Annotated in this window: 24 protein-coding genes; 12 read left to right on the plus strand and 12 right to left on the minus strand. The window is 63.0% G+C overall.

From position 1 onward, the window contains the following. Nucleotides 1-7 precede the first annotated feature (7 nt). From C2L64_RS05615 to C2L64_RS05650, 7 genes are all read right to left on the minus strand, one after another. The gene (locus C2L64_RS05615; protein ID WP_090835464.1) at nt 8-835 is read right to left on the minus strand and encodes a phosphodiesterase; all 828 of its coding nucleotides are present in this window, start codon (nt 833-835) and stop codon (nt 8-10) included. 839 nt (nt 836-1674) lie between these two features. After that, complete coding sequence (locus C2L64_RS05620) at nt 1675-2727, minus strand: ABC transporter ATP-binding protein (protein ID WP_090835466.1); 1053 nt, start codon at nt 2725-2727, stop codon at nt 1675-1677. Continuing rightward, nucleotides 2724-3602, minus strand: a complete 879-nt coding sequence (locus C2L64_RS05625; protein WP_407671761.1) for an ABC transporter permease — start codon at nt 3600-3602, stop codon at nt 2724-2726. Before C2L64_RS05625 ends, C2L64_RS05620 begins: the two co-directional genes overlap by 4 nt. A gap of 75 nt (nt 3603-3677) precedes the next feature. Further along, the gene (locus C2L64_RS05630; protein WP_079484863.1) at nt 3678-4502 is read right to left on the minus strand and encodes an ABC transporter permease; all 825 of its coding nucleotides are present in this window, start codon (nt 4500-4502) and stop codon (nt 3678-3680) included. Continuing rightward, nucleotides 4499-5545, minus strand: coding sequence for an ABC transporter substrate-binding protein (locus C2L64_RS05635; protein WP_090835471.1), 1047 nt, complete (start codon nt 5543-5545; stop codon nt 4499-4501). The genes C2L64_RS05630 and C2L64_RS05635 overlap by 4 nt, the downstream gene beginning before the upstream one ends. A 43-nt stretch (nt 5546-5588) precedes the next feature. Next, complete coding sequence (locus C2L64_RS05640) at nt 5589-6662, minus strand: LacI family DNA-binding transcriptional regulator (RefSeq protein ID WP_007585568.1); 1074 nt, start codon at nt 6660-6662, stop codon at nt 5589-5591. Nucleotides 6663-7951: 1289 nt separating this feature from the next. After that, complete coding sequence (locus tag C2L64_RS05650) at nt 7952-8224, minus strand: pyocin activator PrtN family protein (protein WP_090835656.1); 273 nt, start codon at nt 8222-8224, stop codon at nt 7952-7954. A 450-nt stretch (nt 8225-8674) separates the two neighbouring features. On the opposite strand from C2L64_RS05650, the gene C2L64_RS05660 reads away from it, so the two are divergent. Then, nucleotides 8675-9118 carry a hypothetical protein gene (locus C2L64_RS05660; protein ID WP_090835658.1) on the plus strand — a complete coding sequence of 148 codons (444 nt, stop codon included), beginning with the start codon at nt 8675-8677 and terminating at the stop codon, nt 9116-9118. Then, complete coding sequence (locus C2L64_RS05665) at nt 9115-9729, plus strand: lipase family protein (protein ID WP_407671746.1); 615 nt, start codon at nt 9115-9117, stop codon at nt 9727-9729. Before C2L64_RS05660 ends, C2L64_RS05665 begins: the two co-directional genes overlap by 4 nt. A gap of 309 nt (nt 9730-10038) precedes the next feature. Here the strand turns inward: C2L64_RS05665 and C2L64_RS05670 are convergent, their stop codons facing one another. Next, nucleotides 10039-11070 (minus strand): IS1595 family transposase, encoded by a 1032-nt coding sequence (locus tag C2L64_RS05670; RefSeq protein WP_090835661.1) that lies wholly within the window; start codon nt 11068-11070, stop codon nt 10039-10041. 219 nt (nt 11071-11289) lie between these two features. On the opposite strand from C2L64_RS05670, the gene C2L64_RS05675 reads away from it, so the two are divergent. The 9 genes from C2L64_RS05675 (at nt 11290) to C2L64_RS05720 (ending at nt 16832) form a co-directional block, all read left to right on the plus strand. Further along, nucleotides 11290-11532 carry a type II toxin-antitoxin system Phd/YefM family antitoxin gene (locus C2L64_RS05675; RefSeq protein WP_007585570.1) on the plus strand — a complete coding sequence of 81 codons (243 nt, stop codon included), beginning with the start codon at nt 11290-11292 and terminating at the stop codon, nt 11530-11532. Further along, nucleotides 11519-11809 (plus strand): type II toxin-antitoxin system RelE family toxin, encoded by a 291-nt coding sequence (locus tag C2L64_RS05680; RefSeq protein WP_007585572.1) that lies wholly within the window; start codon nt 11519-11521, stop codon nt 11807-11809. The genes C2L64_RS05675 and C2L64_RS05680 overlap by 14 nt, the downstream gene beginning before the upstream one ends. Nucleotides 11810-11916: 107 nt before the next feature. Continuing rightward, a complete protein-coding gene (locus tag C2L64_RS05685; protein ID WP_090835663.1) occupies nt 11917-12537 on the plus strand; it encodes a glutathione S-transferase in 621 nt (206 codons plus the stop codon). A 217-nt stretch (nt 12538-12754) separates the two neighbouring features. Further along, on the plus strand, nt 12755-12946 hold the full coding sequence (locus tag C2L64_RS05695; protein WP_007585578.1) for a hypothetical protein: 192 nt from the start codon (nt 12755-12757) through the stop codon (nt 12944-12946). 127 nt (nt 12947-13073) lie between these two features. Then, the gene (locus tag C2L64_RS05700; RefSeq protein ID WP_090835714.1) at nt 13074-14477 is read left to right on the plus strand and encodes an FAD-containing oxidoreductase; all 1404 of its coding nucleotides are present in this window, start codon (nt 13074-13076) and stop codon (nt 14475-14477) included. 11 nt (nt 14478-14488) lie between these two features. After that, entirely contained in the window at nt 14489-14821 is a 333-nt protein-coding gene (locus tag C2L64_RS05705) for a cupin domain-containing protein (protein WP_007585581.1), read from the plus strand. Between the two features lie 141 nt (nt 14822-14962). Continuing rightward, nucleotides 14963-15538, plus strand: coding sequence for a TMEM175 family protein (locus tag C2L64_RS05710; RefSeq protein ID WP_007585583.1), 576 nt, complete (start codon nt 14963-14965; stop codon nt 15536-15538). Between the two features lie 3 nt (nt 15539-15541). Then, a complete protein-coding gene (locus C2L64_RS05715; RefSeq protein WP_007585586.1) occupies nt 15542-16330 on the plus strand; it encodes a hypothetical protein in 789 nt (262 codons plus the stop codon). Between the two features lie 19 nt (nt 16331-16349). Then, nucleotides 16350-16832 (plus strand): metallophosphoesterase family protein, encoded by a 483-nt coding sequence (locus tag C2L64_RS05720; protein ID WP_007743980.1) that lies wholly within the window; start codon nt 16350-16352, stop codon nt 16830-16832. Between the two features lie 53 nt (nt 16833-16885). On the opposite strand, the gene proP is transcribed toward C2L64_RS05720, so the two are convergent. From proP to argA, 3 genes are all read right to left on the minus strand, one after another. After that, on the minus strand, nt 16886-18355 hold the full coding sequence (gene proP / locus C2L64_RS05725) for a glycine betaine/L-proline transporter ProP (protein WP_090835667.1): 1470 nt from the start codon (nt 18353-18355) through the stop codon (nt 16886-16888). Between the two features lie 735 nt (nt 18356-19090). Continuing rightward, nucleotides 19091-19366: an oxidative damage protection protein gene (locus C2L64_RS05730; protein ID WP_007585592.1), complete on the minus strand. Its 276-nt coding sequence runs from the start codon at nt 19364-19366 to the stop codon at nt 19091-19093. A gap of 55 nt (nt 19367-19421) precedes the next feature. Continuing rightward, nucleotides 19422-20801, minus strand: coding sequence for an amino-acid N-acetyltransferase (argA, locus tag C2L64_RS05735; protein ID WP_007585593.1), 1380 nt, complete (start codon nt 20799-20801; stop codon nt 19422-19424). Nucleotides 20802-20824: 23 nt separating this feature from the next. On the opposite strand from argA, the gene hrpA reads away from it, so the two are divergent. Next, nucleotides 20825-25345 (plus strand): ATP-dependent RNA helicase HrpA, encoded by a 4521-nt coding sequence (gene hrpA, locus C2L64_RS05740; RefSeq protein WP_090835670.1) that lies wholly within the window; start codon nt 20825-20827, stop codon nt 25343-25345. Between the two features lie 155 nt (nt 25346-25500). On the opposite strand, the gene C2L64_RS05745 is transcribed toward hrpA, so the two are convergent. After that, a complete protein-coding gene (locus C2L64_RS05745) occupies nt 25501-26883 on the minus strand; it encodes a YadA family autotransporter adhesin (RefSeq protein WP_090835673.1) in 1383 nt (460 codons plus the stop codon). Nucleotides 26884-26894: the final 11 nt, after the last annotated feature.

Consider the following 26894-nt stretch of genomic DNA (forward strand, 5'->3'; position numbering starts at 1 on the left):
CGCGGGCTCAGTCGATCAACGATCCTTCCGGTTCATAGAATGGATAGGGTCCGTCCGCTGCATCGACATAGGCGTGATGCGTGATGAGGCCGTTCACGCTGTCGTAGCGGTGTAGCGCGAACGCGGGCGGCTCCATCATGAAGGCCGAAGGCGCGTCGTCGCGCAGGTCGAGCGCCACTTGATGCGCGGGCGCGGGCACCGCAGATGCGATTGTGCCACCGAAGCGGACGAACATCGGGCGATGTACATGGCCGCAGATTACGCGTTCTACGTTCGAATGACGTGCGACGAGCGTCGCGAGTTTTTTTGCCGAGGTCGGTTCGAGCCGCAGCGCGTCCATGTGGCCGATGCCCGACACGAATGGTGGATGATGCAGCGCGACAATCACGGGTTTGTCGTGGGCCGTTTGTAGTTGCTGTTCGAGCCAGGCGAGGCGCGTGTCGCAGAGCAGGCCGGCGCTTTGGCCGGGGACCATTGAATCGAGTGCGATCAGCTGGAGTGGGCCTATGTCGACTGTGTATTGAATGAACTCGTCGTTCGTGTGCAGTTCTTCCCGGTCGCTGAATGTGGCACGCAGTGCGGTGCGGTCGTCGTGGTTGCCTACCAGCAGGTAGTAGGGGATTTTTAGCGGTGCTAGCAGTGACTTCAGATGTACGTATTGCTCGGGCTCGCCCTGGTCGACGAGATCGCCGGTGATGACGACTGCGTCTGGAGTTGGGGTGAGCGCGTTCAGCCGCTCTACGCAGCGCGATAGATACGCCGCCGTGTCCACGCGGCGGTAGGCCAGCGCGCCCGGGCGTTTGATGTGCAGATCGCTGATCTGGGCTATTAACATGGGGTTCCTCTTTTTGCTGTTTGTGTCTGCGACGCTGTTAGGGTGTTTTTCGGTTTTCGATGACATCCGCGAGTTGTCTTCGTGCTTCAGGCGTTGCCGGTCGGTGTTTTGGTCTTTGCGCTGGCATCTGCGTTTTGCCTTTTCGCTGGCATCCGCGCTTTGCCTTCGTGCTTCAAGCGTCGCCCCTGTGCGGGGCGGCACCTACTTTTCTTTGCCGCCGCAAAGAAAAGTAGGCAAAAGAAAGCGGCTCACACCGCCAATTCTTGTTCTTGCCTGAGGGCCCCCAAAAGGTCTTACGCTTCACACGGCAATCATGTGACCTTTGTTCGTTGCCAACGCTCTTGCGGTGCGCCTCACCCACTTCACACACGTGTACTACAGGATGCCGTGCCAGATAGTCCACGGCCGCCCAGGTGGCAAACTGTGTGTAGGCCGTAGCACTGCACACGCCTCACTTCGGACCCGATAGCGCGCGCATACCTCCATGTAAGAGCGCCAAGCTATACGACGTGACAACCTACACACAGTTTGCCACCTGGGCGGCACATACCATTCGCTGCCGCTTGCCCGAGTACGGGTATTCGAAGCGGGTGAGGCGTTCATTCGAAGCGTTGGCAACGAGCACCAACCAGGGCACTGCCGTGTGAAGTGTGGGACCGGTTGGGGGCCCTCAGGCAAACACAAGCGCTGGCGGTGTGAGCCGCTTTCTTTTGCCTACTTTTCTTTGCGGCGGCAAAGAAAAGTAGGTGCCGCCCCGCACAGGGGCGACGCTTGAAGCACGCTAACAAATCGCGGATGCCAGCGAAAACCCAAATCAAACCGAACCAACCCCCAAAAACCTACGATAACGCAATCAAAGCATCCTGCGCGACAGAAACCCCAACAACCGTCCCCCGAGCAAGTTCAACTCTCCCAGCCACATCAACAACAATCAAATCAGGCGCCGCATCGCGAATAGTGAGCCGCGTGCGCTCACCCAGAAATGCTGCAGCATCAACGGTCCCGCGCAACTGCGCATCAGCAAGATCAGCAATCCACGCATCCTCAGGCCGAAAAAACACCTCATCGCCGTGAGGCGTAACCCGAGTAGCATGCGTCGGCGGCAAAGGAATCGCGCCACCCGTCGTGGCAAGCAACCCATTCCGCGCCTGCCCTGCCACGCGATTAATAGTCCCAACAAACTGCGCAACATTCCGGTTAGCCGGCCGGTAATAGATATCCCGCGGCGTGCCGATCTGCTCGATGCGCCCCGCGCTCATCACCACGATGCGGTCGCCCAGTTCCATCGCCTCAGCCTGATCGTGAGTCACATAAACCGTCGTAATCCCAAGCTCGCGCAGCAGCGCATTCATCTCCCCGCGCAATGTGTCGCGCAAACGCGCATCGAGCGCCGTCAGCGGCTCGTCGAGCAACAACACCCGCGGTTGCGGCGCGAGTGCCCGCGCCAGGGCGACGCGCTGACGCTGACCGCCGGAAAGCTGATCGATCGGTTTGTCGGCGTGATCGGTGAGCCGCATCATCGAGAGCAACTCGTCCACGCGCTGCCGCGCCACGTCCGCATCCACGCGCTTGATCTTCAGACCATAGTTGATGTTGCCGCGCACGGTCAGGTTCGGAAACAGCGCATAACTCTGGAACACCATGCCGACCTGGCGTTTCTCGATGGGCAGCGCCGTGACGTCCTCGTCGCCAAATGCAACGCGCCCGCCCGCGTCCGGTTGTTCGAGGCCGGCAATCATGCGCAACGTCGTCGTCTTGCCGCAACCCGACGGTCCGAGCAGCACCAGCGTTTCGCCCGCGCCAATCGACAGATCGAGCGGCTCGAGCACGCGCGTGCCGCGAAACGTCTTCGCGCAGCGCGTCAGCGTGATGGGAATGGAAGCGAGTTTCATGGCTGGTCTTCTGCGGATGATGTCGTATCGATGGCGGGTGTCTTCTTCTGCCGCGCGTTGCGTTGACCCGTCGCATCGACGCCGAGCCATTGCATCGCGACGAGCAGCGGCATCGTCATGATGAAAAAGAGAATGGTGTAAGCGCTGCCGATCTCGATGCGCAGCGAAGCATAGGTATCGGCGAGACCCACGGGCAGCGTCTTCGTTTCGGGCGTGTGCAGCATCCACGTAAGATTGAATTCGCCGATCGACAGTGTGACGACAGCCAGCGCGCCCGCCACGATGCCAGGCCGCACGTTCGGCAGCACGATCGTGATGAAGCGCTGAAAGAAGCTCGCGCCGAGGCTCGCGGCGCCTTCTTCGAGCGTGCGCAGTCCGGCGCTCGCGCACACGGCGGCGACGGCGCGCACCATGAACGGCAGCGTGAACACCACATGCCCGACGACGATGAACGCGATACTCATGCGGAACATCGTGAAGCCGCCATACACGACGAGCAGCGCGAGCGCGGATGCGAGACCGGGCAAGGCGATCGGCAGCACGAGAAATTCTTCGATGATGCGCGAGGCCCGCGACTCGCTGCGCGCGAGCACATAGCCGGCGGGCACGCCCGTCAGCAGCGTGATGACGAGCGTCGCGAGTGCGATTTCGAGCGAGAGGAACACGGACCCGTGATACTGCGTCCATACTTCGCCGAGCCAACGCAATGTGAGACCGCTCGCGATGCCCTGAAAATAGTTCACCGTGAGGCCCGCGAGAATCGACATCACGACGGGCACGATCAGAAACGCACACAGCAGCAGCGTGACGAACCATTGGCCCGTCGCGAGCCACGTGCGCGACGAGGGCAGGGAGAACGCGCGCTTGTGCTGCATCTGAGGCGCGTTCGTGGTTTGAGCAACGGAATTCATGCGAGTGTCTTCATTCGACATGGAAAAGAATCGGCCCAATCAGGCCGTCGCCGCCACGGCCGAGCCGCTGACGCTGCGCGCGACATACAGCACGATCCACGTGACGATCCCGAGCACGATCGACAGGCCCGCCGCCGTCACCATGTTCGCGTTGAGCGTGAACTCGGTGTAGATGGTCATCGGCAGCACGTCGATGTCGGTTGCGAGCGTGAACGCCGTGCCGAACGCGCCCATCGCCGTCGCGAAACACACGGCGCCCGCCGCGATCAGGCCCGGCGACAGCGCGGGCAGCACGATGTCGCGCATGATCCGCCACGGCGATGCGCCAAGCGAACGCGCGGCTTCTTCAAGCGATGCATCGAGCTTGGTCGCCGACGCCATCACCGTAACGATCACGCGCGGAATCGAGAAATACAGGTAGCCGATAAAGAGGCCCGTCATCGAATACGCGAAGACCCACTTGTCGCCCGTGAGCTTCAGCGACAGCGCGCCGATCAAACCCTGGCGGCCCGCCAGCATGATCACCATGAAGCCGACGACCACGCCCGGAAACGCGAGCGGAAACGTCAGCAACGCGAGCAACGTACGCTTGCCGGGAAACTCGCGGCGCGCGAGCAACAGGCCCGAGATCACCGAGAGCGCGAGCGTCGTCGCCGTCACGGCCGCCGACAGCACGACCGTCGCGAACAGGCTCTTCATATAGCGCGCATTCGCGAGCATCGCGCCGTACGTCTTCAGCAGATGACCGTCGGCGCTCACCTGCACGAGCGCCGTCATCGGCAGCAGCCAGAACGCGATGAACACGGCGAGCGCTGGCGCGATCAACGCGATGCGCCAGCGCAGCGGGAACGTGATGTCGTTCAATGCATCACCTGCAGATACTGCTCGCCGAACGCCTGCTGCTTTTCGGCCATCTTTGCGAAGTCGACGGCACGTGCGCGCGCATAGTCGCTGGCGGGCAGGAACTTCGAAGCGGCATCAGGCGTCATTGCGTTGGCCCGCACGGGGCGCAGATACGCGTTCGCCCACAGCTTCTGGCCTTCGTCCGACAGCACGAAATCGAGCACTTTCTTGCCGTTCGCGTCGTGCGGCGCACCCTTCACGAGGCTCATCACGTACGGCACTTCGATCGTGCCTTCCTTCGGGATCACGAACTCGACGTTCGCGTGATCCTTGTACTTCGCGCGGTACGCATCGAAGTCGTAGTCGAGCAGGATCGGAATTTCACCCGAAAGCACGCGTGCGTAGGCCGTTTGCTTCGGCACGATCGGCTGGTTGGCCTTCAGTTTCGCGAACCAGTCGAGACCCGGCTTGAAGTTGTCGAAGCTGCCGCCGAGCGCCTGATTCACGGCAACGGCGCCCGCATAGCCGACGAACGCGCTCGACGGATCGAGGTAGCCGATCATCCCCTTGTACTCGGGCTTCAGCAGGTCGGCCCACGAACGCGGCACGGGCTTGCCTTCGAGGGCATCCTTGTTGACGAAAAAGCCCAGCGTGCCTGAGTGGATCGCGAACCAGTAGCCTTGCGGGTCCTTCAGGTTCGCGGGAATGTCGTTCCAGTGCGCGGGCTTGTACGGCGCGATCACGCCCTTGTCCTTCGCCTGGAACGCCGACGACACGCCCAGATACACGACGTCCGCCACGGGGCTTTTCTGCTCGGCCATCAACTGCGCGATCGACTGGCCGGAGTTCTTGTTGTCGAACGGCACGTGGACGCCTGTCTTTTGCTGGATGGCGTTGATCTGACTCGCCCAGTCGGCCCATTCGGGCGGGCAGTTGTAGCAGATCGCGGTTTCTTCGGCGTGCGTGAGTTGTGGCGCAGCCAGCGTCAGCACGAACGACGAGGCGACCAGCGCGGCGCGCGCGACGCGCAACGCTGCAATACCGATGGAGGAACGGCGGTTCACGACAGGTCTCCCGGAGGTTGAGAAGGGGTGTTTTTAAAGGGGATTACGCAGGCGAGCGGACGATGCGGTTCAACGTTGCGCCCGACGTGTCGGAGATCGCCGCGACCGTCGCGCCTTCGCGCAGCGTGTGCGGCAAGGTCAGCGACAGCGACGGCGCGTGCAGCGCGTCGTCGAAGCCGGAAGGCTGCGAGCCGTCGACCCGCGCGATCAGCCGCCGCCACGCCGCGCAGCCGATCTCCCGGTTCGGCGCGCAGACGCTCGCGAGCGGCGGCGACAGCAGTTCGCCCATCGCGAGGCCGTCGAAGCCGAGAATCGACATGTCGTTGGGCATCTGCAGACGCGCGCGACGCAGGCCGCGCATCACGACCATCGCGAGCAGATCGTTCGAGCAGAAGAGGGCCGTCGGGCGATTCGGGCCCGTCGTCAGATGGTTGAGCACGGCGGGCGCGAGTTCGTCGGCATTGAAATCGATTTCGAGCGCGGGTGCGGGCGCGAGGCCCGCATGCTGCATCGCCTGCGTGTAGCCGAGATGACGCAGCCGCGCGCGGTCGGACGCGGCGAGCGTGCCCGCGAGCATCAGGATGCGGCGATGGCCGTGCGCGATCAGCATACGTACGCCGTCGTACGCGGCTTGCCGGTTGTCGACGGACACGGACGGGCGGCGCACGGTGTCGTTATGCATCAGCACGTACAGCATGCCGTCGCGGTCGAGTTCGTCGAGCAGCGGGTGCGTGTCGGCGTCGGCCACCGTTAGGATCAGGCCTTCGACGCGCTGTTCGCGCAGCGTTTCGATTGCGTGGCGTTCGCGGTCGGCGTCGTATTGCGTGGTCATCAGCATCAGCCGGTAGCCTTGCGCGGACGCCAGCTCGTCGATGCCTTGCAGGCATTCGGCGAACACGGGATTGGCGAGCGTCGGCAGCACCACGCCGATCAGGCGCGAGCGCTCGCCGCGCAACTGGCGGCCGAGCGGGCTCGGGCGGAAGTTGAGGGCGTCGATCGACTGACGCACTTTTTCGAGGGTCACGGGGTTGACCGTGTGCGGCGCGTTGATCGCGCGCGAGACGGTCGCAATCGAAAAGCCCGCGTGCGCGGCGACATCCTTGATCGTGGGCGTCATCGTTGGGTTCCCGTCAGCGTGTGCCGCGCGCCTCGTCGAGGGACGTGCGTCGTTGTAAACGTTTTCGTGGGGCGGATTATCGGGAACGTTTGTGACGGGTCGATGAATGCGCGCCGGGTCGCGGACGGGCGAAACTGGGGTTCGCGCCGGTTTGGTCAGGCTGCGGCGCGATGGTAGAATCGCGTCCGCCCTGCCGGGGTGATGAAATTGGTAAACATAGCGGACTTAAAGCATTGAGTGCCCAGCCGGAAACGGCCGGTGCAGAACCCTTCAAATTCGGCGAAACCCCTGAACGCGCGCGATTCACACCGTGCAACGAGGCAACGCCGAGCCAAGCCCGTTTTCTTTCCTGCTGATGTGGGACGGAAGGCGCGGAAGGTGTAGAGACTAGACGGAGGGCGCCTAATGCGATGCGGCGTGCAATACGCGCATCGCGATGGTGAAGGCATAGTCCAGCGCACGAACGTTTGCTTTTCTGGTTGAAGCAGACGGCGTCGAAAGACGTAGTGTGACGAAAATCCGCCGCTTAACGGCTTGCCGGTTCGAGTCCGGTCCCCGGCACCACTACACGTCAGGCGGCAAGTTCTATATGCCGACTATGCAGTATCTGACAAAAAAATCTGACGAATAGGTGCGCCGATCCAAGTAGCGCTTTATTTTCTGGGACCGCCTTCGGGCGATTTTTCATTTGTCTCTACTGGTCCGCAAAATTCTTTGTCGGCGCCATCGGTTGAACCGTCCGATCGCCATGTATCCCACAAAGCCAGCGGCGAGCGCACCAATGCCGACGACGAATCCCCAAAGGGATTGCAGCCGCGCCCGCAATGATAATGACCACCGCGAGCCATCGCTTCGCTGCTAGCGAGAATCAAAACAATGAATGCGACACAGCCGCGTTTCAAACGCGACTGGGTGCTCACGGCGCGGCCGGCGTCACATCAGGCTGGCAGCGATTCACCCGTGTGGAAACCGGCTGCACTGCCGAATAGTGGCTTGCGAGCGCATTGGCACCAAGCGAAAGAGCAAGCCTCGCAGAGTCAACCGCTATCCCGTCTTTCTCCCATCGGATTGGCGACGTCGTCCAGCGCTCACAAGCATCGATTGGATGGGAATTGCGCGCATAAAACCCGTCAGGGTAGTGACGAGCTTAGCGGTTGTGACGTCCGAATACTCGCGAGGCCGATAGGTTCTGGCGCCCGGTCAACATCGATTGACCGGGCCGCTGCCGCACCTAACATGCGACAGACTCAAGCTGACTTTCGCCGGTGACTTCCGAATTAGATAGGCCATCAAGGGCGTCGTACGCCGGTCAGTTGCTCGCATTCCATCCGCGCGGCTTCGCGTCGTTCGTCGATAAACATCGCGAGATCGGCGACGTGCACGCCCTTGGCCGTCTTCTGCGACTTCTCTATTCGCACCAACGGTAGGGCGATGTCGCCAGTCGCAATCTTCCGCAGCAACTTATCGACCTCCAGATGCGGGAAGTAGTCTCGACATACCTCGTCGATCGAGATGATGGCCTTGGCGCCATACTGGGCCATGAGGATGAAGGCGGTGTTCATGCGCACCTTGCGTGAGACTCAGTGGCCATGACCACCTCCATGTCCGCTGTGTCCGCCGCCCCCACGTCCTCCGCCATGGCCATGCCAATCGTGGTGAAAATCGCCGTGACCGTGCCGGCGGTCTCATCCACCGCCACCGCCACCCCAAATATTGACGGCTCCGTAGCCAAACGCCGGGACGTACTCTGGTCCATAAGCACCATATCCAGAATCGGCGTAGCCGTAGCCCTGGTACGCGACACAGCCTGACAAGACGCCAAACAGTCCGAAGACCGCGATCAACTTAACCATGTTTCTGCACCTCCCTCAATGATGAGATAGGTGGCGAAAGGGCGAAGTTCGAGGTGAATTGTGTCCGCTTATTACCGTGTTGACGGGGCTCTGTGCGTGCTCACGAAACGGCATCGTTTGGTGGACGGCGGCAGCGCCAGCACATCGAGAAGATCGTTAATGTTCATCGACCCGACGTTAGCCCTGCTCGCTTGCTTTGCCATGTTCGCCGGCTGCTCGACGACTGCTCAACAGAACGTCTCAACCGTCGCCACCAACGTCCAGACACAGGTCAAAAAGGCCTGCGGCGTCTGGGGGGGGGCCGTTGCGCTCGACGCAATGGTTCTCTACTCGTTCGATCCCAAGGTCGATCTCGCGATCAACAGCGTGAATGCGCTCTGTCAGTCAAACGCGATCGTCGATCCGTCGTCGGTTCAAACCTTGGCGCAGACGACTATCCCGGCGGCTATCACGGCTCTGGGTTCGGTTACGGGCGTAAATCCGGACATGGTCAAGGCTGTCGGTGGTGCGCTAACGCTGGCGAGCATCTTCCTGAACGCAGCGGTCGCCACGTACGTTCCGGCCGTTCCGACTGGCGCTTCGGCTCCTTCTGCGAGCCAATGATGACGCCGCACGACTTCGCGCTGCTGGCGCAGGAAGCGTATGACGCGACGCCCGACATTGGCATCGAGTCGAGCGCTTCCCGAGCTATCGTGCGCCAGACCAGCGCGGGGTTGTGCGTCGCTTTCCCCGGCACCGACAATGTCGACTGCTGGGGAGCGGACTTAGATCTGCTTCCGGTGTTGCTGCCGGGAGTGGGGCGGGTGCATCGCGGGTTTCATGACGCATGGCAGGCGATTGCAACGCCTGTGATGGCTGCGATAGGCGATCAGCCTGTGACTCTCGTCGGCCACTCTCTCGGGGCTGCTAGCGCGATTCTGGCGGCTGCGTCACTCACTCTCGCCGGTAAGCCGCCCGTCACCGTGTTCGGCTTTGAGCCGCCGCGCGTGAGCCCAGACCTCGGCATCAGGACGCTACTCGCCGCGATTTCGGTGAATCTGTTCAAAAACGGAAATGACCTTGTGCCCGATGTCCCGCCCGGATGGATTCATGCCGCGCTGCTTACGCACATCGGGAAACCGGCACTTCCTTGGCCGAATGTGCGAGATCACTCCATCGCGCGAGTGATCGCGGCGCTCTCCGACGAATTGTATAAACCTACCGCGCAATACTGACATTCGGCAGGTTCTGCTAGTTCGTAGTTGCCGCGGAGGGCGCATCATTCTGCCCTGGTCGGCGCTGGGCAATGGCAGTCGCCATCTGGCGGTCGACCTTTTCCCGTATCTTCGCGTCAAGGAAAGGGATGGCGGCGGCGTTCCTTGGTGACCTTCGCTCCTCTACCGCGAATGCAGTTGGATTCTGAAAACCCGCGATAGCGTAAAGGCTTCGCGGTTTTTTTATTTCCGCGTGAGAGTGAATTTGTTCTCAGCAGGGAGGACGTGCGAGCACACTCGCGGGTGTATAGTACTGTATGAATATAAGGGCTATCCATCTAGCTCCACAATTTCACATCGTGGAGGTTGATGGTCTTTACGGCGTGATTTGTTGACTACGACGTTGTCGTATGTGATGGGAGCCGTCGCGAGCGCTTGCTCAAGCAGCCGGTAGAAGAGCAGTCCGCGCGAACGCGAAGTGCGGCGGTTGAAACGAAACACGAACTCGTCCAGATAATGGTCAAGCTGATCAGGCTTGACAGCTCCCTGATGCGTGCCGAGCAGCCACCGTTTGAGCAGCGAGGCGACACGATGCACACCGGGTAGCGGCACGTGTGCCGGAGGACGCTCGCCGTCAGCGATAGACGTCACCACGACCCGGTCATGTGCGTAGTGGTGCTCCAGCGAGAAGTACATGGGCGAGCCATCGGTACGAATCACCGAACCGGGGGCGACAACGCTCTTCACAAACGGAAGTACGTCGGCCACACGCTCGCGATCAATACGCTTCAGGCGTATGCGGCCGAAACCACGGGGCTCCAGGATTTCGACGGCAATCACGATCAACGCCTTGGTCGTGCGTTTTTTCGACGGCTTGCCGGATGGAGTTTCCCGATTTTCGCGGATAGCCAGATAGCTTTGATCGACCTCGACCAAGCCCTTGAGCTGTTCGCGTCCGGGACGAACCATCGCTCGGCGGAAACGGTGCAACATGGTCCATGCCGTCTGGTAGCTGCCCAGCCCGAGAACCCGTTGCAGCCCGAGGGCGCTGACGCCCGACTTCTGACTCGTGATGTACCACGCCGCAGCCAGCCACACCTTCAGCGGGGTGCGGGTTTTGTCGAAGATCGTGCCCGACGTCACGGTGCATTGAAGGCGGCATGCCCGGCAGACCAGCCGGGCGCGATTAGCCCGATACGGCTCATCGCGGCATCCGCAGCGCGGACAAACAAAGCCTTCACGCCAGCGCAATCGTTCGAGGTAGCGCAGGCAATCGTATTCACTGGAGAACCAGTCCTCGAACTGGCTCCACGTCTGGGGATAGTCCTGACCGGCAACTGGCGTATGCTGGGCTTCGCTCATGCCGCCATCATGGCTCAGGTGGAGCTAAATGGATAGCCCTTATGAATATACAGTTCAATGAGTTCTGATTGTGGCTTGACGTGACCAATTAAACGACCTATATTTAGGTCTTTAAGACCCGTCGGCTGTCTCTATGAACATCGAGCGCGCCGAACTCAGTGAACGAATATTGGATCTGCCACGGCGTTAGTCAGGCGCGGCAGAAAGAGGCACAGCAATATGGAAAGCATTCTTGCGCGCACTTCAATCGGCATCAGCGAGCTCAAGGTCAACCCGACGGCAGCAATTGAGCAGGCAGACGGTCCGGTCGCGGTGCTGAATCGAAACAAGCCGGTCGCGTACCTGATCCCTGCGGCCGAATGGGAAGCGATTTGCGAGCGACTCGAAGATATCGAGCTGGCGGAGATCGTCAGGGCGCGAAGCGGCGAGAAAGCCGTGAGCGTAAATCTTGACGATCTATAAACTGCAGTTTCTTGAATCTGCCCAAAAGGAATGGAGCAAGCTCGATAACACGGTCCGTTCGCAGTTAAAACGCAAGCTGGCCGAACGGCTGGAGAATCCGCGAGTCGAGTCGGCACGGCTGAGCACGATGCCAGACTGCTACAAAATCAAGCTTGCTGCATCGGGTTACAGACTGGTGTATCAGGTTGCGGACCGTACCGTGACGGTCACGGTGATTTCCGTTGGCAAGCGCGAAAGAAGCGCAGTCTATGCTGCAGCAATTGCGCGTCTGATGTGAATGAAAGCTCGCCTCGGCGGGCTTTTTTTGTTGTCGGAATCAGCGCCATCACCCGCCCATTCGTCTACAGTATCCCGCTGACACCAACCCCATCGGGAGAAAGCAGCATGCAACTGATCGGCATGATGGATTCGCCGTACGTCCGGCGCGTCGCCATTTCACTCGCGGTGCTCGGCCTGCCGTTCGAGCATCAAAGCGTGTCGGTATTCCGGCACTTCGACACGTTCGCGAAGATCAATCCCGTGGTCAAGGCGCCGACCTTCATCGCCGACGACGGCACGCTGCTGATCGATTCGTCGCTGATCCTCGATTATCTCGACCATCTGAGCCCGCCCGACAAACGCCTGATACCCGCCGCCCCAGGTGAGCGTCTGAAGGCGCTGAGCCTGATCGGCTTCGCACTCGCCGCCTGCGAAAAGACGATGCAAAACGTCTACGAGCTGAACCTGCGTCCCGCCGAGCGCCAGCATCAACCGTGGATCGACCGCGTCCAGACGCAGCTGTTCGCCGCATATGACCATCTGGAAACAGCCATCGCGGGCCGCGAAGGAAACGGCTGGCTGCTGGGCGACCGTCTGATGCAGCCGGACATCACGCTGGCCGTCACGTGGCGATTCCAGCAGTTCATGCTGCCCGATCTCGTCGATCCCGCACGTTACCCGGCGCTTGCCGCGTTCTCGAGGCGTGCCGAAGCGTTGCCGGAATTCGTCGCCACGCCGCTCGAATGACCGTTCTTTTACGGCTCGGGAGAGGCCCGCACAACCGGCTCCACCGAGCCCAAAACCATATGGCGCAAGGCGTTGCGGGATTGTTCTGCTCCGTCGACAACTATCTTCGCGATTAGCTCATTTATCCCTAACACTTCGCTCTCTACAATCCACCCATCGAAACTTGTATGCAGATGGACGCCGTGCCCGATACGCGGCGTCATTGATGGGAGTAGCCATGAGAGCGATCATCGAACGACAGCTTTATCACCCGGCCGTAGTGCTGCCGATGGTGTCGCTCATCCAGATCATGGTGCAGGTCGACTTCAATCTGAGCCAGGCGGGTTTCGTCGTCGCGACGAACGGTGCGCGCGCCGCGCTGCAACGCTCGCGCGAACTGATCTGCTCGCTGCATCATTGCGATGCATGATTCGCGCGGCATGATGCACTGAACGACGTCCGAACGATCCACGATTCACCACCGGGACTCACCACTTCGAGAAACACACGGCAGGCGTAAGATGACCGACTCGCACACGCGATTCGGGAGATCTGCCATGCCACAGCATTTCGACGCCATCGTGATCGGCACGGGACAGGGCGGTTCGCCGCTCGCCGTGCGTCTTGCGGAAAACGGCCGCAAGACGGCCGTCATCGAACGCGACAAGTTCGGCGGGACCTGTGTGAACGTCGGCTGCACGCCGACCAAGGCGTATGTGGCGAGCGCGCGCACCGCGCATGTCGCGCGCCGCGCGGCCGATTACGGTGTGCGCATCGCGGGCGATGTCAGCGTCGATCTGGCGCAGGTGAAGGCGCGCAAGGACAAGATCATCGGCCAGTCGCGCGACGGCGTCGAAAAGTGGCTGCGCAACACCGGGAATCTCACCGTCTTCAAAGGCCATGCGCGTTTCACCGGCGCGCATGCGCTCACCGTCACCGATCCCGAAAGCGGTAACGTGCTGGCCGAACTGCAGGCCGACGACATCTTCATCAACACAGGCACGCGCGCCGTCATTCCGAAGCTCGAAGGACTCGAGCGCATCCGTTATCACACGAACTCGACGCTGCTCGATCTGACCGACTTGCCCGCGCATCTGGCCATCGTCGGCGGCAGTTATATCGCGCTCGAATTCGCGCAGGTGTTCCGCCGCTTCGGCAGCCGCGTGACGGTGATCGTGCGTGGCGATCGCGTGCTCACGCGCGAGGACGAAGACTTTGCTCGTAACGTGCAGAAAGTGCTCACGCGCGAGGGCATCGAATTCCGCTTTGGCGCCGAGCCCTCACTCGTCGAGCCGTTGCACGAGAGTGGTGACGGCGTGCGCGTGTTCTTCGGCGCCGATGCCGCGCCACTCGAAGCATCGCATCTGCTGTTCGCAACAGGCCGCCGCCCGAATACCGACGATCTCGGTCTCGACGCGGCCGGCGTCAACGTCGACAGGCACGGCACGATTCCCGTCGACGGGCAATTGCGCACGAATGTCCCCGGTGTGTGGGCGATCGGCGACGCAAACGGGCGCGGCGCGTTCACGCATACGTCTTACGACGATTATCAGATCGTGTCGGCGAACCTGTTCGACGGCGGCAAGCGCAGTGTCGATGACCGGATCATGGCGTACGCCGTGTTCGTCGATCCGCCGCTAGCGCGCGTCGGCATGTCCGAGCACGAGGTGCGCGAGAGCGGCCGCGATGCGCTGATCGCGACGATGCCGATGACGCGCGTCGGCCGGGCACGCGAGAAGGGCGAGACGGACGGCTTCATGAAAGTGCTCGTCGACAACGCGTCGAAGCAGATACTCGGCGCGACGATCTACGGCGTCGACGGCGACGAAGCGATTCATACGTTCATCGACATCATGACGGCGCGCGCGCCGTACGCGACGCTGCAGTTCGCGATGCATATCCACCCGACGATCAGCGAGCTGGTCCCAACGCTGCTCGACGGCCTCGCGCCGCTGAAGTGAGGTAGCCGCACATGCAACTGCAAACGGGCAATCTGTTCAGCGGCGAAGCGAGGCGTGACGGCGAGGAGCGGATCGACATGCTCGTCACGGGACAACGCCTGAACGTGGAGCGCATCGTGTCGATGGGGCATACGAGTCCCGATGGCTTCTGGTACGACGACTCGCGCGCCGAATGGGTCGTGCTGCTGTCGGGCGCGGCCGTGCTCGAGTTCGAGGAAGACGCGACGCTGCAAGATATGCGTCCCGGCGACTATGTGCTGATCGGGCCGCATTGCCGGCATCGGGTTGCGTGGACGCATGAACAGCAGCAGACCGTCTGGCTCGCCATCTATCACGAGCCTTGAAGATTGCGTTGAACGAGCGGCGCATTTGACCATCATCGACAGCCCCGCCTGTGATCGCGGATAATCGGCAGCGGCGATTAGCGGTGGCGTAGGGCCGCGCCTGCGTCGATGACAAACAAATCCGCAACAGGAACCGGGCAGATGGGTAAAGGACGAATCGAAGCCTTCAGCGATGGCGTGATCGCAATCATCATCACGATCATGGTTCTCGAACTCAAAGTGCCGGAGGGCTTCGATCTCGAATCGTTGCGCCCCGTGATCCCCGTCTTTCTCGCCTACGTGCTGAGCTTTCTCTACGTCGGGATCTACTGGAACAATCATCATCACATGTTCCATGCCGTGCAGAAGGTGACGGGCGGCGTGTTGTGGGCGAACCTGCATTTGCTGTTCTGGCTGTCGCTGATGCCCGCCACTACGCACTGGATCGGCGAAAGCCATCTGGCCGCGTGGCCGACTGCGCTATACGGCCTCGATCTCTTCATGTGCGCGATGGCGTACTTCATTCTCGCGCACGTGCTGATCCGTCAGCACGGCCCGGACTCGACGCTCGCGCGCGCGCTTGGCCACGACCGCAAGGGCAAGCTGTCCGTCGTGATCTATCTGTCGGGCGTGGTGTTCGCGTTTATCGCGCCGTGGGTGTCGGTGGCGCTCTATACGTTCTGCGCATTCATGTGGCTCGTGCCCGACAGCCGCATCGAACAGCTCGTCAAGGAATAGCGGGTGCTCGCGCTCAAGCTCGTGCTCGTCCCCGGCTTTCTCGCCGCGCTGACGATGGCGGGGCGCGTGTGGGGACCGTCGGTGGCGGGTTGGCTCGCTGGATTGCCCGTCGTCGCGGGGCCGATCGTGCTGCTGCTCGCGCTGGAGCGCGGCACGGCGTTCGCGGCGCAGGCGTCGGCGGCATCGATTGCGGCCATTGCCGCGTCGGAAGCATTCAACTTCGCGTATGCGTGGACCAGCCGTTTCGCTCGCTGGCCTGTGGCGTTGGTGGCGGGTCTCGTCGCGTGGGCTTTGGTCGCCGTCCTGCTCACGCACTTGCCGGTGAGCCTGGCGTGGTCGCTGGCGGCAGCGTGTGTGGCCGTGGCCGTCTCGCAAGCCGGGCTGCCGCGCGTCGAAGGTGCGGTGCCGGCGGCGCGCGTCGGTGTCATCGACCTCGCGTTGCGCATGCTCGCAGGCGCCTTGCTGACGCTTGCCGTGACGACGCTCTCCGCGTCGATGGGTGCGGCTTGGAGCGGCATGCTATCGGTCTTTCCATTGCTCGGCATCGTGCTCGCGGTGTCGGCGCAACGCGCGCATGGCGCGAGCTTCGTCGCGCTGCTGATGCGCGGAATGGTGATCGGGCGCGCGTCGTTCGCGGCGTTCTTCTCGGTTGTCGCGCTGATGATGCCGACGCTTGGCGTCCTGCCCGCGTTCGCATGCGGCGCGGTCGTGTCGGTGCTCGTGCAGGGCGCGACGAAGCGGCTGGTCGCGATGTCGCGCAAGCCGCGCGCGCCGCTGGCCGCGCTCGATTGAGGTTCTTCAGGAACGCATGATGACGACGCGTCGCACGCAATCTTCCCGCATCGGTCTGATTTCGGACACGCACAATCTCGTGCGTCCCGAGGCGCTGGCGTGGCTCGCGGGATGCGACGCAATCGTTCACGCGGGCGACATCTGCAATCAGGCGGTGCTCGATGCGCTCGCGGCCATTGCGCCGTTGACGGTCGTGCGCGGCAACAACGACACGGGCGCATGGGCGGCGTCGATTCCGACGCACGCGACGCTCGATGTGCAACAGGTCAAGATCTTCGTCGTTCACGATATCGCCGACGTGCCGCGTAATCTGCATGACGAGAGCGTGCGCGTCGTCGTGACGGGGCATTCGCACAAGCCGCTGATCGTCGAGCGCGACGGCGTGCTGTTCGTCAATCCCGGCAGCGCGGGACCGCGCCGTTTCAAGCTGCCGATTTCAGCGGGCATGTTGACGATCGACGGCGCGCATGTCGAAGCCACGCTGCAGACGCTGACGCCATAAAAAAAACGGGTCAGCCGAAGCTGACCCGTTCCAGTTCAATACGTTGACGTTGCTTATGCACGCGCCGTCATGGCGGCTGCATATGCTTCATCGAGTTCCTCGGCTTCACGCTCGCCGCGCAGCACGGCATGCGCTTCCGCGCGCGTCGCGACGCACGGACCCGAGCCGAGCAGCGGCTTGCGAGCCGTCTCGCGCAGCGCGAGCACGGAGACGATACCGATGATCGATGCGCCCATCAGGTAGTACGCGGGCATCATCAGATTGCCGGTGCGATCGACCAGCCATGCCGCGACCAGCGGCGTCGTGCCACCGAACAGCGACACCGACACGTTGAAACCGATCGCCAGCGCGCCGTAACGGATCTTCGTCGGGAAGAGGGCAGGCAGCGATGACGGCATCACGCCCGTGAACGTCGACAGCAACGCGCCGAGAATCAGAAGGCCGCTGAATACGGGCAGGACCGTGCCCATGCGGATCAGCAGCAGCGCCGGAATCGACAGCACGAACAGACCCACGCAACCGAACAGCATGACGGGCTTGCGGCCGATCTTGTCCGACAGGTGGCCAGCGTAGAGCGTCATCGGCATCATCAGCACCATCACGAGCAGCACGAGGAACAGACCGTGCGATTCGTTGAAGTGCAGTGTCGCCGACAGGTAGCTCGGCAGATACGACAACGCCATGTAGTCGGTCACGTTGAAGATCAGCACGAGGCCAACGCACAGGAGCAAGGGCTTCCACTGCTGCGCGAGCAGCTCCACGAATGTCTGCTGCGGACGCGACTTCTCATCCGCTTCACGCGCTTCCGCTTCCTTCTTGAACGCAGGCGTCTCTTCGAGCTTCATGCGGATATACAGGCCGACAAGACCCAGCGGACCGGCGATGAAGAACGGCACACGCCAGCCCCACGACAACAGCGCTTCCTGCGACAGCGTCGCCGTCAGCACGGCAACCGTGCCTGCACCGAGGATATAGCCGACCAGCGTGCCGAACTCGAGGAAGCTCCCCGCGAAGCCACGGCGGCGATCCGTCGCGAACTCGGCGATAAAGGTAGCGGCGCCACCATACTCTCCGCCCGTCGAGAAGCCCTGCACGAGACGCGCGACGAGCAGCAGCGCGGGCGCGAGAATGCCGATCGAACCATAGCTCGGGATCAGACCGATCGCGAAGGTGCCGACGGCCATCATGATCATCGTCATCGCGAGCACACGCTGACGGCCGATCCGGTCGCCAAGCGGCCCGAACACCATGCCGCCGATCGGGCGCACGACGAATGCGGCGGCGAACGTGCCGAAGGTCGCGATCAACTGCGCCGACGGGCTGCTCGACGGGAAGAACACTTTGCCGAGGGTGACGGCGATGTAGCTGTACACGCCGAAATCGAACCATTCCATTGCGTTGCCGAGCGCCATGGCGCCGACGGCACGTTTGAGAAGGGAATTGTCGACGACCGTGATGTCGTCGAGAGTCAGGCTATTGTCTTTGTTCTTATGTCGCCAGAAACCGTTGCTGGAAGCGGTCAAGGTACAAGCTCCTATGACTGCGGCCGAACGCAAAAAGCGCTCCGCCACGGATTGCTGGAAAGTGCAGTTTCGCGAGCAGTCGATGCGAACAGGCGTAGCGCCTCGCACGGACCACGCAAAGGCGTACTGCGCAGACGTGCATAAGCACTTTGCGCAGAAAAAGTAACGCCCGTGCATCGCGAAGGTCGTCGCGAAAATGCACTTTGTTAGTTGCTGCTAAACGTTGGTACCCACGTGGCCTTGCAGGGGGGCAGATACCGGAGGACATTCACGCACGCGGTGCGCTCATGCCGCTTGAAAAGGCTTGAAACGAAAAAGGCCGGCGAGGCGTCGCTCTGGATCGCGCCGATCGGACCGACGCGACTTGCAACGAAACAACCGACAAGCCTTCTTGTATAAAAATCAATTCAATCCGAACCAGGCACGCACGGCGGCCAAGGTGCAAACTGAACGCGAATGAAGGGTTAATGCTGTTAGAACGAAGAACATGATAGCACGATAAGCGAGGATCGTGCAAACCGCCCGTCCGGCGAGGGGCGGGTGAGGGCGCGCAATCCGTTGCCTGGCGGGGGATTGCGGGAATTCGGCGGGTGCAGAAAAAGCGGCTCGGGATTAACGGTTTCGTTCAATTTTCCGGCCGCAGCGGAGCGACCTGGCGGCCGGAAACAGGCGAAAAAAATCCGCGCACCGGGCGCGGATTCTTCATTGTCTGTCGCGAACTGCAGCGACGAAAGCTCAGCTTTCCGACGGCGGCACGTAGCCCGTTGCCTGATCGGCGCCTTCGCCGAAGAAAAACTTCTCCGTCTGCTTCATCAGATACTGGCGTGCGCGCGGATCGGCCATGTTCAGGCGGTTTTCGTTGATCAGCATGGTCTGCTGCTTGAGCCATTGCTGCCATGCTTCCTTCGAAATGCTCTCGTAGATCCGCTTGCCGAGTTCGCCCGGCAGCGGCGGGAAATCGAGGCCTTCGGCTTCCTTGCCGAGCTTCATGCATTGAACCATGCGAGTCATGCTGTGCTTCTCCTGTAATCGATGTGGGACGGCGGCGCGTCGTTATTGTGAGCGCTCAGAGCTGTTTCATCAGCACGAGCGACTTGCGCTGCCAGTTGTAGAGGCGGCGGCGGTCTTCGGGCAGGTCATCGACCGTGACCTTCACGAAGCCGCGCTTGAGGAACCAGTGTTCGGTGCGTGTCGTCAGCACGAAGATACGCGTCAGCCCGCGCGCCCGCGCGCGCTGTTCGATGCGTTTGAGCAGCCGTTCGCCGTCGCCCGAGCCTTGTGCTTCCGGCGAGACCGTCAGGCACGCCATCTCGCCTATGCGCTCCGTCGGATACGGATACAGCGCCGCGCAGCCGAACAGCACGCCATCGTGCTCGATCACCGAGAAATGGTCGATGTCGCGCTCGATCTGGTGACGCCCGCGCCGCACCAGCGTGCCGTCGCTTTCGAGCGGCTCGATCAGCGTGAGAATGCCGCCGACGTCGTCCGGCGTCGCCTCGCGCAGGCTTTCGAGGTTCTCGTACGAGATCATCGTGCCGACGCCATCGTGCAAGAACAGTTCCAGCAGCAGGCTGCCGTCGAGCGCGTACGGAATGATGTGCGAACGCGCGACGCCGCCGCGGCACGCGCGAATGGAGTGCTTCAGATAGAAACCAGCATCGCCCGTCACTGCGCCGCCTTCATGCAGGCGGTACGCGTCGTCCAGCGACAACTCGCGGATCAGCGCGCCTTCTTCGTCGAGCAGGCCTTCCGTTTCGGTGAGAAACACGATCTTGTCGGCGCGCAGCGCGATCGCGGCGGCCGAGGCGACGTCTTCCATCGCCAGGTTGAACGCTTCGCCCGTCGGCGAGAAGCCGAGCGGTGAGAGCAGCACGATCTTGCCGCTCGAAAGCGTCTGGCGGATCGACTCGGCATCGATCTTGCGCACCACGCCCGTATGCTGGAAATCGACCCCGTCGAGAATGCCGACGGGCCGCGCCGTCACGAAGTTGCCCGACACCACGCTGATGTGCGCGTGCGCCATCGGCGTGTTCGGCAAGCCCTGGCTGATCGCGGCCTCGATGTCGAGACGCACTTCGCCCGCCGCTTCCTTCGCGGATTCGAGCGCGCGCGCATTGGTGATGCGCATGCCGTGCGAAAACTCGGATTCGACGCCGTGCAGGCTCATCTGCTCTTCCACTTGCGGACGCGAGCCGTGTACGAGCACGATCTGGATACCCATCGCCTGCAACAGCGCGATATCGGACACGAGCGCGTTGAGCAGCCCCTGATGCACGACCTCGCCGCCGAAGCCGACGACAAACGTCTTGTTTCGGAACGCGTGGATATACGGCGCGACCGATCGCATCCAGTCGACGAATTGCGCGTGCTGCAGCATGGCTTCCGAGTCGCTGGACGAAGCCGGCGAGCTGGCGGGCGTGGGGACGAGGTCGGTTTGGGAATTCATGCCCCGGATTATAATGCGCCCCCATGTCGAATGTACCCAAAAGCTCCGCTGGAGCCGATACGAAAAACGCGGCTGACGCTGCCGCGAAAGACGCTGCGAGCCCCGCGCCGCGTGGCCATCAGGACGCGACGCGTGACGCGCGCGGCGACGCATCGCGTCGTGACGTTTCCGTGAATGTTGCGAATGCGCCGCGTTCGGGCGCTTCGGCGCACGGCGACGCGAACAAACAGCAAGGCGCAAACGCGGCGAAAAGCGGTGCGCGCGAGCCGCGGAGCGGCACGCCGAACCGGCCGCGGGACCAGCAGGGCAAGCGGGGACCGGATCAGGCAGGTGGCGCCCGCCAACAACAAGCGCCGCGTGCTCAAGGCAAACCGCCGCTCGACTCGCAAGGCAAACCGCAAGGCAACCCACGCGCCGGCAGCGAGCCGGGCGCCGAGAAGCAGCGCAATGCGCCGCGAGAGCCGGGCGGAGAAAATCAGCGCAATGCGCCGCGTGAGCCGGGCGGAGAAAATCAGCGCAACACGCCGCGCGAGCCGCGCAAACCCGCGCGCGTCGTCGAGCCGAATCCGATTCCGCCCATCACGTTCCCCGAGGCGCTGCCCGTCTCGGGCAGACGCGACGAAATCGCGCGTGCGATCGCGGGCCACCAGGTCGTGATCGTCAGCGGCGAGACGGGCTCGGGCAAGACGACGCAGTTGCCGAAAATCTGTCTCGCGCTCGGACGCGGGCTCGGCGCGGGCGGCAGCGGCCTGATCGGTCACACGCAGCCGCGCCGGATCGCGGCATCGGCGACGGGCCGGCGCATTGCCGAGGAACTCGGCACGCCGTTCGGCGAAGTGGTCGGCTACAAGGTGCGTTTCACCGATAATCTCGCGCCGGGTGCGTCCGTCAAGCTGATGACGGACGGCATTCTGCTCGCGGAAACGCAGACCGACCCGCTGCTGAAGGCGTACGACACGCTGATCATCGACGAAGCGCACGAGCGCAGCCTGAACATCGATTTTCTGCTCGGCTATCTAAAAGAGATTTTGCCGAAGCGCCCCGATCTGAAGCTGATCGTGACGTCGGCGACCATCGATGCCGATCGCTTCGCGCGTCATTTTGGCTCTGAAGAAAAGCCCGCGCCTGTGATCGAGGTGAGCGGACGTCTGTATCCCGTCGAGGTCCGCTATCGTCCCGTCGCGGAAGATTCGCCGGCGGTGAAGTCGGCGGAGGGTAATGCGGGCCGGGAGCGTGGCGACCGCCCGAAAACGCAGCGGGAAACCGACCGCGATCTGATGGACGCGATCGTCGAAGCCGCCGACGAGCTGTGCCGCGAAGGCCCCGGCGACGTGCTGGTGTTCCTGCCCGGCGAGCGCGAGATTCGCGACGCGGCGGAAGCGCTGCGCAAGCATCATCCGCCGCACACGGAAATTTTGCCGCTGTTCGCGCGGCTGTCGGCGGCTGAGCAGGAACGCGTGTTCCGTCCGTCGAACGCGCGGCGCATCGTGCTCGCTACCAACGTCGCCGAAACCTCGCTGACGGTGCCGGGTATCCGCTATGTGGTCGACACGGGCCTCGCGCGCGTGAAGCGCTATTCGTACCGCAACAAGGTCGAGCAGCTGCAGGTCGAGTCGATTTCGCAGGCGGCGGCGAACCAGCGGGCAGGGCGTTGCGGGCGTGTCGCCGACGGCATCTGCATTCGTCTTTACGAGGAAACCGATTTCCAGGGTCGCGTGCGCTTCACCGACCCGGAGATTTTGCGATCGTCGCTTGCGTCCGTCATTCTGCGGATGAAGTCGCTGCATCTGACGGCAATCGAAACCTTCCCGTTCATCGAGCCACCGCCCGGCCGCGCGATCGCCGACGGTTATCAACTGCTGAACGAACTCGGTGCCGTCGACGACGACAACGCGCTGACGCCGCTCGGCCGCGAACTCGCGCGCCTGCCGCTCGATCCGCGCGTCGGCCGGATGATTCTCGGCGCGCGCGACCAGCAGGCGCTGCGCGAAGTGCTGATCATCGCGAGCGCGCTGTCCGTGCAGGACCCGCGCGACCGTCCCATCGACGCGCAGGAACAGGCCGACCAGGCGCATCGCAAGTTCGCCGACGAGCGCTCGGAGTTTCTGCAATGGCTGAAGATCTGGGCGTGGTTCGAAGAGGCCGTCGCGCACAAGAAGTCGAACCGGCAGTTAACCGACGCATGCAAGCAGAACTTCCTGTCGCATCTGCGTCTGCGCGAATGGCGCGACGTGCATTCGCAGCTGCTGACCGTCGTGCGCGAGCACGGCTGGCGCGTGAACGACAGCGAAGCGACCTTCGAGCAGATTCATCTCGCGCTCCTGACGGGCCTGCTCGGCAATATCGGTCTGAAGGCCGACGACGAGCCGTACTATCTCGGCGCGCGCAGCATCAAGTTTTATCTGTGGCCCGGCTCGGCGCTCGTGAAGAAGGCGGGCAAGTGGGTGATAGCGGCGGAGCTCGTCGAGACGAGCCGGCTGTACGCGCGCTGCATCGCGAAGATCGAGCCGGAGTGGATCGAGCGCGTCGGCGCGCACCTGTTGAAGAAGTCGCTCTCCGAGCCGCACTGGGAAAAGCGCGCGGCGCAGGTGTCGGCGTTCGAGCGCGCGATGCTGTACGGCTTGCCTGTGTATCACCGGCGGCGCGTCAGTTTCGGCAAGCAGGACCCGGCGCGCGCGCGCGAACTGTTCATCCGCGGTGCGCTGGTTGAAGGCGAGTTCGACACGAAGCTCGCGTTCTTCGCGCACAACCGCAAGCTGCTCGCCGATATCGAACAGCTCGAGCACAAGTCGCGCCGTCAGGATGTGCTGGTCGACGACGAACTGATCTATGCGTTCTACGATCAGGCTGTGCCGAACGGTATCCATACGGGCGCAGCGTTCGAGCGCTGGTATCGCGATGAAGTGAAGAAGAGCGGGCAGCAGGAAGACAAGCTGCGCCTGCTGTATCTGTCGCGCGACGATCTGATGCGTCACGAGGCGGCCGGCGTCACGACCGACCTGTTCCCGAAGCGGACGACGATGGCGGGTGTCGACATGACGCTCACTTATCACTTCGAGCCGGGTTCGCCGCGCGATGGCGTGACGCTCGCCGTGCCGCTGTACGCGCTGAATCAGGTGGATGCGCGGCGCGTCGAGTGGCTCGTGCCCGGCATGCTGAAAGAAAAGACGCAACTGCTGCTCAAGTCGTTGCCGCAGAAGCTGCGCCGTCACGTCGTGCCGTTGCCGGAGTACGCGGCGGGTTTCGTCGAACGGCACAGCGGACCGCGCTTCGGCGCGGGCGGCCTGCTCGACACGGTGATCGCCGATGTCCGCGAGCAGACACAGATCGCGACGAAGCAGTCGGACTTCAAGCTCGAAACGCTCGCGCCGCACCTGTTCATGAACTTCAAGGTGATCGACGAGCACGGGCGGCAGCTCGCGATGGGTCGCAATCTCGCGCAACTGCGGGCGGAGCTGGGCGGTCAGGCGCAGCAGCAGTTCCAGAAAATCGCGTCGAGCGCGGCGGGTGCGGCGCTCGCGAATGCGGGCTCGGGCGGGAGCGATGCCGTTGCGCGCGGAGCAACGGGCGGGACGGCGGGCGGCACCGCAGGCGGGGTGGCGCGTGGGGCGAGCGGCGGCGGTACGCGTGGCGTCTCAGCCGCGCCGCACACGCCCGCTGCGGGCGAAGCGGCGGCCGCACCGGGGACCGCCCTCTATGAAAACCTGACGACGTGGAACTTCGGCAAGCTCCCCGAGCTTCTCGAAATCCGGCGCGGCGGGCATACGCTGTTCGGCTATCCGGCGCTCGTCGATCGCGGCACGCATTGCGACGTCGAAGTGTTCGATTCGCCGGATGAGGCCGCGCGCATCCATCGCGCGGGCTTGCGGCGGTTGTTCGCGCTGCAGTTGCGCGAGCCGATCAAATACCTCGAAAAGAATCTGCCGGGCTTGCGCGAAATGGCGATGCAGTTCATGCCGCGCGGTACGCAGGAAGAACTGCGCGATCAACTGATCGACACCGCGCTCGACCGCGCGTGCCTGCAAGACCCGCTGCCCGACGACGACGCGAGCTTCCACGCGCGCAAGGACGAAGGTCGCAGCCGGCTGACGTTGCTCGCGCAAGAGATTGCCCGCCTCGGCGGACAGATTCTTGGCGAGTATTCGGCCGTCGTGAAGAAACTCGCGCAGGCGAAGCCGTTCGCCGCTGCATTTGCCGACATGCAGAACCAGTTGGACGCGCTGATCGGCAAACGCTTTATCGTCGATACGCCGTACACTCAGATGACGCATTTCCCGCGCTATCTGAAGGGCATCGCGCTGCGCATCGACAAACTGAAAGCGGATTCGGCACGCGACGCGCGCCAGTTCGCCGAGCTTCAGCCGCTCGCGCAGAACTACCAGCGAGCGCTCGCGCAGCGGGGCGGCGTGCCGGATGCCCGGCTTGCCGAGTTCCGCTGGCTGCTGGAGGAACTGCGCGTGTCGCTGTTCGCGCAAGAACTGCGCACGCCGATGCCTGTTTCCGTCAAGCGTCTCTACAAGGTGTGGGAGTCGATGCAGCGTTGACCGATGCGGGCGCGCTTCGCCGGGCGCGCCCGGTTTTCCCGCTATCAGCAATACGTCGCAAGGCGCAGATGCGGCGAGCCTCCGCGCTTTCGGCACGTCGCACGCGGAATCACACCCTGTGATTATTTTGCTGCTGCGCGTGAGCGCGCAGCGCGCTACCAGTGCATGCCGGCCCCGATAGACCCGCCCAGTTCGCCACGCGTGCTCGCCGTACCCTGCAGCTTGTAGGCCCATTTGCCCGTGTCCGATAGTTTCGACACACCGAGCGCCATCGCCGACTGGCCGCCATACGTGCCGGCCGCCATGGCGACCATCCCGCGGCCCGGCAGCACAGCTTGCGGCAGGCCCGCCATCGCGATCGCCGCCGCCGCGCCGCCATAGCCGTCTTTGCGCGCCGAGCGGACCTGGTCGTCGGTATAGGCTTTCGCCTGGCCGACCGCGCCGCTCACACCCTGATTCAACTGGTTCACGTTGACCGCGTCCGTGCCCTGAACGCCCGCCGCGACGTTCGTGATCTGTCGTTCCTGTCCCGCCGCGCCGACGGAGACCGTGTTCGAGCGATCGGCGACCGAGCCCTGGCCGAGTGCCACCGAATTGTCCGCGCTCGCGTTCGAGCCGGCGCCGAGCGCCACCGCGTTCGCGCCGCTTGCCTGCGCGTTCGCGCCCGCCGCCACGGAGCGCGTGCCGCTTGCCAGAGCCGGCTCGGTGGCGGGGGAGCCTTCGGAACTGAACATCGGATTCGACGTGTTGACCGTGACATTGGCGACGGCGTCTCCCAGCAGCGTGGAAAGCTGGCCGAGGTTCACGGCGTCATGGGCATAGACGGCATCCGCGACGTTGTGGATCTGTGTACCGCCGCTGGCAGGATCGCCCTGCAGCGTGACGCTGTCGCGGTTGACCGAGCCGTCGGGATTACGGTCGTACATCACGGCGCCATCGATCCTGCTCGCCACCGCCTTCAGTTGCGCGACGTTCACGGCGTCCTGGTCGACGCGGCCCGCCGCCACGCCGCTGATCGTGCGATTGCCGACGTTGACCTCACCAACAGAGGTCTGCGGCGCGTCCAGCCCGAACGCGGTGTAGCCCGTTTGCGCGCCGTACAGCGTCACAGAGCCGAAACCGAGCGCCACGCTGTTGCTGAATGTCGCCATCGAATTGGCGCCCAGCGCCAGCGACCGGGCGGCGTTTGCCTGCGCGGTGTCGCCCAGCGAGGTGGCCGACGCCGCCATCGCACGCGAATGCGCGCCGATAGACGTGGCGTTGTTGACGCTTGCCGTCGACGTATCGCCGACGGCCGTCGCATCCGAGCCGGCAAACGACGTGTCGCCAAGCGCCACGCCAGTGGCGTCGACGGTGCTTGCGCCGTTGCCCATCATGACGCCCGCATTGGCGTCAACCGTCGCGGACAGCCACAAGAAACTCGCAAGCGCAAAAAGCGCGATGATCGAAGTGCGTGTTGCATCCGGCGCACCGCATTCGTTCAACATCGCGCGACGGATTGCGGTTGGTTTCTGCGTCATTTCATTCGTTATTTTCATGCCTCAAAACT

The sequence above is a fragment of the Paraburkholderia hospita genome, assembly GCF_002902965.1.
GTDB lineage: Bacteria > Pseudomonadota > Gammaproteobacteria > Burkholderiales > Burkholderiaceae > Paraburkholderia > Paraburkholderia hospita.